Annotated in this window: 11 protein-coding genes; 7 read left to right on the forward strand and 4 right to left on the reverse strand. The window is 45.1% G+C overall.

Annotation, left to right across the window (positions count from 1 at the left end; translation table 11 throughout):
- Positions 1 to 42: 42 nt before the first annotated feature.
- From JMX63_RS00705 to JMX63_RS00715, 3 genes are all read left to right on the forward strand, one after another.
- Positions 43 to 1,227: an acyl-CoA dehydrogenase gene (locus tag JMX63_RS00705; protein WP_179799224.1), complete on the forward strand. Its 1,185-nt coding sequence runs from the start codon at positions 43 to 45 to the stop codon at positions 1,225 to 1,227.
- A gap of 204 nt (positions 1,228 to 1,431) precedes the next feature.
- Complete coding sequence (locus JMX63_RS00710; protein ID WP_201570247.1) at positions 1,432 to 2,640, forward strand: CaiB/BaiF CoA transferase family protein; 1,209 nt, start codon at positions 1,432 to 1,434, stop codon at positions 2,638 to 2,640.
- A 147-nt stretch (positions 2,641 to 2,787) separates the two neighbouring features.
- A complete protein-coding gene (locus tag JMX63_RS00715) occupies positions 2,788 to 3,858 on the forward strand; it encodes a histone deacetylase family protein (RefSeq protein WP_201570035.1) in 1,071 nt (356 codons plus the stop codon).
- A gap of 81 nt (positions 3,859 to 3,939) precedes the next feature.
- Here JMX63_RS00715 and JMX63_RS00720 read toward each other — a convergent pair whose 3' ends face one another.
- Positions 3,940 to 4,701, reverse strand: a complete 762-nt coding sequence (locus JMX63_RS00720; protein ID WP_201570037.1) for an IclR family transcriptional regulator — start codon at positions 4,699 to 4,701, stop codon at positions 3,940 to 3,942.
- A 220-nt stretch (positions 4,702 to 4,921) separates the two neighbouring features.
- Here JMX63_RS00720 and JMX63_RS00725 point away from each other — a divergent pair, with 220 nt between their 5' ends.
- From JMX63_RS00725 to JMX63_RS00740, 4 genes are all read left to right on the forward strand, one after another.
- Positions 4,922 to 6,385: an NAD-dependent succinate-semialdehyde dehydrogenase gene (locus tag JMX63_RS00725; RefSeq protein ID WP_201570039.1), complete on the forward strand. Its 1,464-nt coding sequence runs from the start codon at positions 4,922 to 4,924 to the stop codon at positions 6,383 to 6,385.
- 200 nt (positions 6,386 to 6,585) lie between these two features.
- Positions 6,586 to 7,848: a 4-aminobutyrate--2-oxoglutarate transaminase gene (gabT, locus tag JMX63_RS00730; protein ID WP_201570042.1), complete on the forward strand. Its 1,263-nt coding sequence runs from the start codon at positions 6,586 to 6,588 to the stop codon at positions 7,846 to 7,848.
- A gap of 87 nt (positions 7,849 to 7,935) precedes the next feature.
- Positions 7,936 to 8,112 carry a hypothetical protein gene (locus JMX63_RS00735; protein WP_201570044.1) on the forward strand — a complete coding sequence of 59 codons (177 nt, stop codon included), beginning with the start codon at positions 7,936 to 7,938 and terminating at the stop codon, positions 8,110 to 8,112.
- A 60-nt stretch (positions 8,113 to 8,172) separates the two neighbouring features.
- On the forward strand, positions 8,173 to 9,615 hold the full coding sequence (locus JMX63_RS00740) for an APC family permease (RefSeq protein WP_201570046.1): 1,443 nt from the start codon (positions 8,173 to 8,175) through the stop codon (positions 9,613 to 9,615).
- A gap of 78 nt (positions 9,616 to 9,693) precedes the next feature.
- On the opposite strand, the gene JMX63_RS00745 is transcribed toward JMX63_RS00740, so the two are convergent.
- The 3 genes from JMX63_RS00745 to JMX63_RS00755 all read right to left on the reverse strand — a co-directional run bounded on the left by JMX63_RS00745 (position 9,694) and on the right by JMX63_RS00755 (position 12,775).
- Positions 9,694 to 11,067: an NAD-dependent succinate-semialdehyde dehydrogenase gene (locus JMX63_RS00745; protein WP_201570048.1), complete on the reverse strand. Its 1,374-nt coding sequence runs from the start codon at positions 11,065 to 11,067 to the stop codon at positions 9,694 to 9,696.
- Positions 11,068 to 11,187: 120 nt separating this feature from the next.
- Positions 11,188 to 11,397, reverse strand: a complete 210-nt coding sequence (locus tag JMX63_RS00750) for an agmatine deiminase family protein (protein WP_265089080.1) — start codon at positions 11,395 to 11,397, stop codon at positions 11,188 to 11,190.
- Between the two features lie 55 nt (positions 11,398 to 11,452).
- Positions 11,453 to 12,775, reverse strand: a complete 1,323-nt coding sequence (locus tag JMX63_RS00755) for a glycosyltransferase family 4 protein (RefSeq protein ID WP_201570050.1) — start codon at positions 12,773 to 12,775, stop codon at positions 11,453 to 11,455.
- Positions 12,776 to 12,865: the final 90 nt, after the last annotated feature.

Here is a 12,865-nt window from a genome sequence, read left to right on the forward strand (position 1 = left end):
CACTATTCGTCAGTCAGGATGACTGATACCAAGGAGATCCACATGGCAACATCTACTAGCCCACGCTTTGATTGGGAAGATCCTTTTTTACTACGTGACCAGCTCACTGAAGAAGAGCGCATGGTCACCGACAGCGCGCGTCAGTTTTTTCAAAAAGAGCTGATGCCTGGCATTATTGAGGCCAATCGCAATGAGAATTTTGACCGTAATATCATGCGTCAAATGGGTGAAATGGGTCTGCTTGGTGTCACGATTGAAGGTTATGGCTGTGCTGGCTTATCGAGTGTTGCTTATGGTCTGATTGCCAAGGAAGTAGAAGCCGTTGATTCGGGCTACCGTTCAGCGATGAGCGTACAGTCAAGCTTGGTTATGCATCCTATTTGGGCGTATGGCACAGAAGAGCAAAGAGAGCGTTATTTGCCTAAGCTTGCCACAGGTGAGTATGTAGGCTGCTTCGGTCTGACTGAACCAGACTCAGGATCTGATCCTTCATCGATGTCTACTCGTGCGCGCGCTGTAGATGGCGGTTATGAGTTGACTGGTAATAAAATGTGGATCACCAACAGTCCTATCGCTGACGTATTTGTCGTGTGGGCAAAAGACGATGCTGGCGAGATTCGCGGTTTTGTTTTAGACAAAGGCATGAAAGGCTTATCTGCGCCGAAAATCGAGGGCAAGTTCTCATTACGTGCATCAGTCACTGGTGAGATTGTCATGGACAAAGTGTTCGTTCCTGAAGCCAATGCTTTCCCAGATATCCGTGGTCTAAAAGGGCCCTTTGGCTGCTTGAACAAAGCCCGTTATGGTATCGCTTGGGGTTCGATGGGAGCGGCTGAATTCTGCTGGAAAGCGGCTCGTCAGTACACGCTCGATCGTAAGCAGTTTGGTCGTCCGCTAGCGGCAACGCAGTTGGTACAGCTAAAGCTTGCCAATATGCAGACAGAAATCACCTTAGGTCTACAAGCGGCGCTACGCGTGGGTCGTTTGATGGATGAAGACAATGCAGCACCTGAAATGATCTCACTTATTAAGCGTAATAACTGCGGCAAGGCGCTTGATATCGCTCGCATCGCTCGTGACATGCATGGCGGTAACGGTATCTCTGATGAGTTCCATATTATCCGTCACGTGATGAACTTGGAAGCCGTCAATACTTACGAGGGTACACATGATATTCATGCGCTTATCCTAGGCCGTGCACAGACAGGCATTCAAGCGTTCTTTTAAGAATTTTTAGCTAATAATTTTTGGTACAACTGTATTTTATGACGTACGTTACTGCTTGGCTTTTTATCAAAAGAGCATTAACAGTAGCGTACGTTTTTCAGTTGTTATTCATGATTCAACGGTTAAATAGCTAAATCATGAATAACAATTTTATGATTAAAAGTCGCAAAATACGCGACAGAGTAAGGGAAGCTCATGACAGATATGATTGATATGGCTAATATGCCAAAGGGCGCATTGCATGGTATTAAAGTGCTTGATTTATCGAGAGTGTTGGCAGGGCCTTCTTGTACGCAAGTGTTAGCTGATCTTGGTGCCGAAGTCATCAAGGTTGAGCGTCCGCATATCGGTGATGAAACGCGTCATTGGGCACCGCCGACATTCAGCGATAACACCTCCGCTTATTACGCTACGATTAACCGCAATAAAAAATCGCTGACGGTCGATATCACTACACCAACAGGGCAAACTATCATTAAGCAGCTAATCGCTGAGAGTGATATTTTGGTCGAAAACTTCAAAGTCGGTGGTCTGAAAAAATATGGCTTAGACTATGACAGTCTCAAGCAAGACAATCCGCGTCTGATTTATGCCTCATTGACAGGGTTTGGACAGACAGGTCCAGATGCCAAGCGTCCCGGTTATGATTATATTATCCAAGGGTTGTCGGGACTGATGAGTATCACGGGTCCAAGCGATGGCGAGCCGCACAAAGTTGGCGTGGCAGTGGTTGATCTGTTTGCAGGTTTGCAGCTAACGATTGGTATTCAGGCAGCGCTACTAGCTCGTCAACATACTGGCGTTGGTCAACATGTCGATGTGGCGTTGCTCGACAGTGCGCTTGCCATGCTGGCCAATGTCGGTATGAATCATTTGGCCTCCGATAAGATACCGCCAAGGCTAGGCAATCAACATCCTAATATCGTGCCGTATCAAGTATTTGCAGGTCAGGGCGAGCAGCACTTTATTTTAGCCTGTGGTAATGACAGTCAGTTTGCCAAACTGTGTGACGTGCTCGCAGTTGATTGGCATACCGACGAGCGTTTTACGACCAATCCACAACGCGTTGCCAACCGCGAACTGCTGTGCGGTGAGCTGTCTAAGCAATTTGCCAAGCAGCCACGTACCTATTGGCTAGAGGTTTTAGATCAAGCAGGTATTCCATGCGGCGCGATTCATAATGTGGCTGAAGCCTTGGCTATGCCGCAAGCAAAAGCAAGGAATATGATTGTTAATTTCACCGAGCAAGGCAGTCCAGTCAGAGCACTTGGCAATCCTATCAAATTGTCCGCATCACCAGTCAGCTATCGCACGCCGCCACCGCAGTTGAGCGAGCATACTGATAGTACACTTGCTAAACTGGGCTATGACAGCGAGATGATCGCAAAGCTAAAAGCCGATGGAATTGTTTAAAGTAGCGTCGGCAGCCGTATATTTACAGCGATAGAGACTAAACACACAAGCTAGAAAATGGAACTTCTTAAAAAAAACAATGTTAAATAAAGCAGTATCCCAATCAATAATGTAAAACCAAGTAGTGTCAAACAAGGAATGTTGAGCATGAAAATATACAGCCATGAAAATCTAAGTCTGCATAGACCGTTACCTTATTTTTCTTATGGGAAAATGCACGAACCGTTAGAAATACCAGAGCGTATGGTTGAGCTGTTGAAAGCACCAGTGGCTTTGGGTCTAGAAGTCACTACTGCTACCGATGTTGGCATCGCACCAATATTGGCGGTTCATGACTTTGGTTATGTTGAGTTTCTCAAACATGGCTATGATGAGTGGATGGCGGTTGAGGAAGATTTGGGTGCGCAGGTGCAGACGGGAATTTATGTGCCGTATGATAACCTCGGTATAGGCATCATGGCAAAAGCGGCGAAGTATCAAGCGGATGACAGTGCACCCATCAGCGAGCATTCTTGGACATCTATCTATTGGTCGGCGCAAACAGCACTTAACGCAGCCGAAGCACTGCTAAATGATAAGCCAACAGACGCTGAGCGTGCTGACAATCATATACAGCTTTGCTTTTCACGGCCGCCTGGTCATCACGCGCGTAAGAGCGCTGCGGGTGGGTTTTGCTATCTTAATAATGCTGCCATCATCGCCGAACATCTACGGCAGAAATACGCAAAAATCGCCATTATAGATACGGACATGCATCACGGACAAGGTATCCAAGAAATATTCTACGACCGTAAAGACGTACTCTATACTTCAGTACATGGTGACCCCGTTAATTTTTATCCAGCAGTGACAGGGCATGCGTTTGAAAAAGGTATAGGAGAGGGCGAAGGTTACAACATCAATTTCCCAATGCCGCATGGCACCGATGAAACAGGCTTCTTTGACTATATTGATAAATCTATTGAGGCGATGATGCTATTTGATCCTGATGTGATAGTTCATGTATTGGGCTTTGATGTTTATGAAAACGACCCAGAAGCGAGATGTGCCGTCAGTACCGAAGGATTTAAAATATTGGCACAAAAGATGGTAGCCTTAAACAAGCCATTGATTGTCTTAGTGGAAGGTGGTTACTACCTTCAAAAGCTCAATGACAATCTGCAAGCATTCCTATTAGGACTGATGGAAGAGAACAGCAAGAGCAGCAGTAATATTTAAATTAAATTAAAAGTAATAAAATAGGTCGTAGAGTATAGGAGTAAACACTGCGACCTATTTTCTATAGATTCTTACCAATTATCAATTTGCCGTAAAACCTAAATGCTGCTCAATTTGCTCGGCCAATTCAATCAATACCGCACTGACCTCAGCCCGTTTAGACTCATACTCTCCTTGCAAAAAACTCACGGCCATACCAGCGACCGCATTGCCTGATGCGTTACGAATATAAGTGCCCAAGCAGTACATCCCATCGCGCAACTGTCCATCATCGAGAGACACTCGGCTTTCTTGTATCGCTGCAAGCTCAGTGGCCAAATCGGTAAAATTCTTGACCCCATGTTGGGTCATCGGCGTCGGAAAAGTATCTTTATACAATGATTTGATACTGTCCAGCGACAACGTCGATAGCATGGCTTTGCCTGTCGCTGAAAATACGGCAGGTACGCGAACGCCTGCACGAAAGGTAAAGCCAAGCGGTGCAGGTGACTCATGACAAGCCAAAAATACCACTTCGCCCAAATCAAGTTTTGACAAGGTAACTGTGTGCTGAAGAAGTACCGGATACTGCACAATCAAATCTTTAAACAACTGCACTACGCCTTGCTGCTGTTCGTATTTTCCTGCCCAATACATCAAATATGAACCCAAATAAAAACGGCTTTCAGGGTCTTTGTAAATGACATGTTTGGTCAATAGACTCTGTAAAATGTTGTGAGTGGAGCTACGCGGTAGCCCAAGCTCTTTTGCGATATGAGCCGCTGTCAGAGGCTGTGAGCTATCGGTAATCAAGTCCAAAATCTGAAACGTTTTGTCTAGCGCAGGCACGGCAGTCGAGCTCATAAATAACCTATAAAGTGAAATAAAAGAAAGAAGTACAAGATAATTTTTAAAATAATGAGATTAAGGGTTGCAAATCGCGTCATATCGTTCTTATAATGACGTCTCGTATATAGAATACGTGTTCAGTATATTGAACAAATAATGAATTATCAATAATTATTTACGACTTACCATTGTATCCATTATTATAAATACACCCTATATGACAAGGAGCGTCAACATGTCACACGCGCTGCAGTTATCAAATCCAGATTTACTCAAACAATCTTGCTTCATCAAAGACGGCTGGCATGCTGCTAGTGATGAAGCTGTACTTGATGTCAACAATCCTTTTAATGGCGATCTCATTGGTACTGTACCAAGCCTCACCACAGAAGATGTCAACGAAGCCGTTGCTTATGCTCATGATGTCCAAGCAGACTGGGCAGCAAAAACAGCCAAAGAGCGTGCAGAGTTATTGCAAAAATGGGCTGATCTAATCGATGCCAATAAAGAAGATTTGGCCATCATTATGACTGCTGAGCAAGGTAAGCCGCTGACTGAGTCACGTGGTGAAGTGGGTTATGCCAACAGCTTTATCCGTTGGTTTGCCGAAGAAGGCAAACGCGTCTATGGTGATGTGATTCCTGCCAATAGCGCGCAGCTACGTCATGTCGTTCTCAAGCAGCCAGTCGGTGTTTGTGCCGCTATTACGCCTTGGAATTTCCCAGCTGCGATGATCACGCGCAAAGTTGCTCCTGCACTAGCAGCAGGCTGTACGATTATCGTCAAACCTGCTACCGAGACACCATACTCTGCATTGGCACTAGGTGTATTGGCAGAGCAAGCGGGTATTCCTGCTGGCGTCATTCAGGTCGTCACTGGTAAGTCTTCTGTCATCGGCGACATCCTAACGGGTGATGCACGCATTCATAAACTGTCATTTACAGGCTCTACAGAAGTAGGCCGTACGCTGATGGCACAATGCGCGCCGACTATTAAGAAGCTATCGTTAGAATTGGGTGGCAATGCGCCATTTATCGTCTTTGATGATGCCGATCTAGAAAAAGCCGCTACCGGCTTAATCGCTTCCAAATATCGTAATGCTGGTCAGACCTGTGTCTGCGCCAACCGTGTATATGTACAAGATAGCATCAAAGATAAATTCTTAGATGTCTTTGTCAAAAAAGTCGCTGAATTAAAAGTGGGTAACGGCTTAGAAGAAGGCGTAGATATCGGCCCTCTTATCAACAAAAAAGCGTTAGATAAAGTCCAAGCCTTGCTAAAAGACGCGCTAGATAAAGGCGCAAAACTGGTCACTGGTGGTAGTGTCAATGACGCCTCAGAGCTGACTTATAACCCAACGGTTATTACAGATATTAGCAGTGATATGGACATCGCCTCTGAAGAAATTTTTGGACCAATTGCAACCATTTTTACTTTCAAAGACGAAGCAGAAGTTATCCGTGCTGCTAACGATACTATCTATGGCTTGGCCGCTTACTTCTATAGTAGCGACTATGCACGCTCATGGCGTGTTACAGAAGGGTTGGAGTACGGCATTATCGGTCATAATACTGGTCTAATTTCTACAGAAGTTGCCCCATTTGGCGGCGTGAAGCAATCTGGCTTTGGCCGTGAAGGTTCAAAATACGGTATCGAAGACTATATCACGACCAAATACTGGTGCTCTGATATCACCTAATAGCCATAACCTAATGAGTTGGTTTAATGGTTAGCAAAGTAACAATGAGCAAAGCATCAACTAGCGCAAATTTTTGGATATCTATGGTGTTTTGGGTCAAATAAACACCATATGATATCTACTGAGTAAAAAACAGACATCAAATAAACCGCCAATCTTTAGATGGCACTTATGTTACGAACACAGAAAAGGACATTCCCATGACGACTACCAATCAATCATTACTTGAGCGCCGCAAAGCTGTTTTACCAACAGGACTTGGGGTTGCCTTTCCTATCTTTGCAGAAAAAGCAAAGAACTCAGAAATCTGGGACATCGAAGGCAAGCGCTATATCGACTTTGTCGGTGGTATCTCAGTATTGAACACGGGTCATAGCCATCCAAAAATTACCCAACGTGTCCATGAGCAGCTAGACAAATTTACGCACACTGCAGCGCAAATGATTAACTACGAATGCTACGTGGATCTGGCTGAAAAGCTGTGTGAAAAAGCGCCTATCAGTGGCGATACCAAAGCATTCTTTTTGACCACTGGCGCAGAAGCGGTTGAGAACTGCATCAAGATTGCTCGTGCTAAAACCCGTCGTCCAGGCGTGATTTCTTTTGTTGGTGGCTGGCATGGTCGTACCATGATGTGTATGAGCCTAACTGGCAAAGTATTGCCATACAAAAAGAACTTTGGCCCGATGCCAGGACCTGTATTCCATGCATTGTTCCCTGCAGAAGAGCTGAACGTAACAGAAGCGCAAGCACTGCACAGCCTTGACATGATCTTCCAAGCAGACATCGATCCTAGTGAAGTGGCGGCAATGATTATCGAGCCAGTCCAAGGTGAGGGTGGTTTCCATCAAGTAACGCCGTCATTTGCCAAAGCCTTGCGCGAGATTTGTGATGAGCATGGCATCGTGCTTATTTTTGACGAAGTACAGTGTGGTTTCGCCAGAACCGGTACGTTGTTCGCCACTGAACAGCTAGGCGTTGAGCCTGATCTAATGACTGCTGCGAAGAGTTTGGCGGGTGGTTATCCTATCTCTGCGGTCATCGGTCGTGCTGACATCATGGATGCGCCGCAAGTAGGCGGCTTGGGCGGTACTTACTCTGGTAACCCACTTGCTTGTGTGGCGGCGCTTGCTGTTATGGAAGTGATCGAAGAAGAAAACTTACTTGAGCGTAGTATCGAGATTGGCGATACCATTGCTTCATTCTTAAAAGGCTTGAACCTTAGCAGTATCGGTCATATCCGTCATAAGGGCGCTATGCTAGCGTTTGAATTGATTGATAGCGAAGGCAAACCTGATGCAGCCGCCGCAGCCAATCTAAAAGCAAAATCATTTGAGCAAGGTTTGCTACTAGCGTCTTGTGGTATGTATGGCAATGCCATTCGTGTGATGGTGCCACTGACGGTTGAAGATGAAGTGCTACAAGAAGGCCTTGATATTATCAAAGGTATTCTAACGGCATAAGCAATACTGAGTGTTATTTACTTTAGCGATGGAGCGCTTTTAACCAAGTACAGCTAGTTCAAGTACCTATATTGGTTAAAAGATTGTATGAAAGATAACGGCAAGGTTGCCCTTATGACGCTCGCTTTGAGTGAGTTTTTTAACGGCGCCTTGCAAGTCAAGACGCCGTTTTTGTATTTGCTGTTTGAATACTATACCGACGGCAAAGCTAAACTTTGCGGCGACGCGACAGACACAACAAACATGATGGGTATGATCCCATGAAACAAAAATAGTGTAGCTGTAACAGGCTCACACGGATGAAACACAGACAAGGAGTAGGTTATGTCTGAATTAAAAAAGTCGCTAGGGGTGTTCGATATCATTGCACTGGCATTCGGTGCAATGGTCGGTTGGGGCTGGGTTGTACTGGCAGGTAGTTGGATCATCTCGGCAGGTATATGGGGCGCAATTAGCGCCTTTTTGATAGGCGGTCTGGTAGTTGTATTGATTGGTGTGACATATGCTGAACTTGCAGCCTCTATGCCAATTACTGGCGGTGAGCATACTTATACTCACCGAGCACTAGGGGTCAATGTCTCCTTTATTTGCTCATGGAGTATTTTGTTCGGTTACTTCTCAGTCGTCGCGTTCGAGGCCGTGGCGCTGCCCACCGTCGTCGAATACATTATTCCCAATTATAGCCAAGGGTATCTTTGGAATGTTGCTGGCTGGGATGTTTACGCCACTTGGGTAGGCGTCGGGATGCTCGGTTCAGTGATTGTTACTTGGCTGAACATACGCGGTATGGAAGTCAGCGCGTGGTTCCAAAAAACAGCAGTCGTCGGTATCTTTCTAGTTGGTATATTACTGTTCGTAGGGGCGTTACTGTTCAGTCCTGAAACTTCTAATACCGTACAAGCGCCTAACTTTATTGGCGGTATGGGTGGCATCATGACGGTGATGGTAATGGTACCGTTCTTGTTCGTTGGCTTCGATGTCATTCCCCAAGCGGCAGAAGAAATCAATCTATCTCGTCCGAACATCGGTAAGTTTTTGATCGTCTCTATTATTATCGCTGTACTGTGGTATGTAGCAGTCGCCTGGAGTGTGGGCAAGACTTTACCGCTATTACAGGCGCAAGACTCAACATTGGCAACGGCTGATGCGATGACCAATGCTTGGAATGGTAAATGGGCTGGTACGTTACTGGTTATTGGCGGCGTGCTAGGTATTTTATCGAGCTGGAATGCGTTTCTTATCGGTGGTAGTCGTCTGCTATATGCTATGGGCAAAACGCACATGTTGCCGCAGTTTTTGTGCAAACTGCATCCGAAATATAATACGCCCGTCAATGCGATTTTATTAATCGGTGGTCTCGCGACACTTGCGCCATTATTTGGTCGCAAAATGCTGGTATGGATTGTAGATGCTGGCGGGTTCGGTATTGTTATTGCTTATACTTGTGTGGCTCTTTCATTCTTAGTGCTGCGCTACCGTGAGCCTGATATGGTACGTCCGTTTAGAGTACCAGCAGGTAAATTGGTTGGCATTATCACCATTATCTTAAGTCTCGGTATGTTGGCACTATATCTACCAGGTATGCCATCAGCACTTGTCGCTATTGAGTGGTGGATTTTCCTTGGCTGGATCGTACTTGGTGGGGTATTGTACGGTTATGCTACGATGAAGAATCCTGGTAAGAGTAAAGATATTATGGATCACGAGCTGCATGAGCTAAAAACGGCTAACCAGCAATGGTTAAAAGAAAATCCATATAAAAAGTAGACTTACTTAAATTACCTTTCATAAAAAAGCCTAACGTCAAACGTTAGGCTTTTTTTATTTAACTAAGATTTTAATCTATTAAGACTTATCACGGATCAGCTTATAGTTTAAGAATTCAGTGATACCAAGAGTGCCAAGCTCGCGACCAAATCCTGAACGTTTAACGCCGCCAAATGGTGTGTTTGCTTCCGTACCAGAAGGTGCGTTGATCGTGACCATGCCCACTTCCAATTTGTCAGCAATGTCAGCAGCTAGGGCAGCATCTTGCGTTTGGATAGAGGCACCAAGACCGAAAGGCACATCGTTGGCAATCTTGATAGCATGGTCGATATCATTTGCTTTATAGACGACTGCTACAGGACCAAACAGCTCTTCACGATATACATCCATGGATTCAGTTACATCTGTCAGTACCGCAGGCTTAAACCAAGCACCAGGCTTGTCTTTGTCCATGCCGCCTTCTACTAATACTGTCGCACCTGCTTGGATAGCACTGTCTAACTGCGCTTGCAAGTTGACCGCAGCGGCTTTTGATGACATTGGGCCAATAAACGTATCTTCTTTAAGCGGGTCGGCCAAAGTCATGTTGCTGACCGCATTGGTAAAGCCTTCGACGAATTTGTCATAGACTGATTCAATGACGATCAAACGCTTGGCTGCGTTACAGGCTTGTCCAGTATTACCAAAACGACCAGAGATAGCGCCTTGTATCGCTTGTTCGATATCGGCATCGGCTGCGACGATAAAGGCATCTGAACCACCCAATTCTAAAACGACTTTTTTGAGTGCGCCGCCAGCTTCTTTTGCCACGGCTTGTCCAGCGCGTTCAGAACCTGTTAGCGAGACACCTTGTACGCGTGTGTCATTGATAATGGTCGCTGATTGATCATTGGTTGCAAAGATATTGTTATAAACGCCTTCAGGTACGCCTGCATCTTTGAAGATATCGACGATGACTTCTGCGGTGTTTGGACACTGCGGTGCGTGTTTTAGAATAATTGTATTACCCGCCATAAAGTTTGGCGCGACAAAACGGGCTACTTGGTAATGTGGATAGTTCCACGGCATGATACCTAATAGCGCGCCTACAGGGTGTTTTTCTACCGATGCTGATCCTGAATCAACTTCAATGGTACTGGTTGCCAGTAGCTGCTCAGCGTTATCTGCATAGTAGCGATATATATCAGCCACCAGACCAATTTCGCCTTTTGCTTGGGCAACAGGTTTGCCCATCTCATTTGCAACGATACGTGATAGCTCGTCTTGACGCTCAAGATAGATATCAGCGATTTTATGCAGTAATGCACTGCGCTCATTTAATGGCACTTTACGCCAGTCTTGATAAGCGGTATCTGCTTGCTCAATGACTTGTTGGATATCTTGTTCAGTGGCGGTAGGGTAAGTGGCTTCTAGTTCGCCAGTGGCTGGATTGTTGATTTGATAATCGCTCATACTTTTTCCTTATTTTTAGCGTGTTTTTGGGTTTAAAATCCATTTTTGGGTTTATGCTTATACTTTCAGTTGCTAATAAGTGCGATTTATTATGGTTCACTCTATACCAAGCGGCGTGTTTTAGAGTGACGCTTTGGTTACAGGTTGTTGCTGGGTAATACAATGAATATTACCGCCGCCATAGACAATCTCTTTTGTGCGTACTCCCACTACTTGATGCTGCGGAAAGATTTTTTCAAGCTGCTCGATGGCGAGTGCATCATTTATATCATCATATTGCGGTACGATGACCGCGTCATTACAAATCAAAAAGTTGACATATGATGCCAAACATCACCCGTTAGGCGAGGTTTGGCATCATCAGATTGGAGAGTGTTTACAGTGGTTAATTGTCTTCTGTCGTTTCTGTCGTATCTACATTATCTGCTGTCTTAGATTTTTCTTTGGTTAGCTTTATTTTTGGATTTTTAGCAACAGGTTCGATATTTTTTACAGCGACATTTAGGGCAGGTTTAGATGCTTTCTTTAGACTGCGTTTGATGCGTCGAACTGCGATAGCATCTGCTTCGGCTTGTTCTTCGGCAAGCGCCGTATCATGTAAGCTTTGATATACTTCAAGCGTCTTTTCAATCATCTCACGCATGGTGAATTTGTTGGTCATTTCAGGACGCGTCACACTTTCTAGCTGGTTTCTAACTGCTTTACAAAGCGCATTGGCATTGTACTTCTTTACAAGTCCTTGCGGGTAGAGCGGTTGTAAAATCTCGCTAAAGGCGGCTTGATCCCAGCCAATAACTGGCGTACCTAGATGTATGGCTTGTAGGGCATTGATACCGATTGACTCGGGCTCATTGGCAAGTGCCATCACAATATTGGCCGCCGATAGCCATTCCCGCATATCATTACGCTTGCTACCCACATAGGTAATGCGTTCAGCTAAGCCTAAGCTGTTGGTACGTTGGCGGAAATCTTCATGAGCGACATCGCCGTCTTTATAGTCTTCATCCATAATAATGACATGAATATTTGGGAACTGTTCTTGCAAGTTACCCAAGATATCTATCAGCCACTCTTGCCCGTACTCATTGCCGATGACGGTTGGGAATACGAGCCATTTTTTGTGCTCAAGCTCAGGGTATTCAGCAAAGGTATGACGTAACCAATAGACCGACGGATTATGACGATAAGGGTAGCGCCGAGTATCGATACCACGATAGATACGCGTGATGACCTTAGGATCTACGTCTTCGATGCGCAGTCCTTTTTTTAAGTATTGAGTGACACTATCAGATACGGTGATTATCGTATCAACATTGAGTAGAGCCTGAGAGTACTTATTGATTGGATAGAAACCATACATGGTCGAGACCAATTTGGGAAAACGCCTGACGCGTGCGCGGCGCAGTGCCAAATGCAATATCCATGCGGGGGTACGCGAATGTACATGAATGACATCAGGTTCGTACTTTTCTATTAAATGCCGTAGTGCAGAGACTTGCAATAGCGATAGCCAAGACTTTTTATTCACATGTAGCTGATGGTAAATATTGCCATCACGTTTGAGACGTCTAACCAAGTCATTATCTTCATCGGCACTCGAGACAATGATAGAGGTATGCTCATTTTTGACCAATGCCCGCCCAAGATGAAAAATGCCGCGCTCGGATTCATCATGCTTTAAAGACGATAGTAAGCGCATAACTTTCATAATAGCGTTGGTCACCGGTTAGTAATATCAATTTGCTATTGTCAGTTAAAAGCGATTAAAACTCAACCATCAAGATCAAAAGATGAGGTT

It is taken from the genome of Psychrobacter nivimaris (assembly GCF_904846365.1).
GTDB lineage: Bacteria > Pseudomonadota > Gammaproteobacteria > Pseudomonadales > Moraxellaceae > Psychrobacter > Psychrobacter nivimaris_B.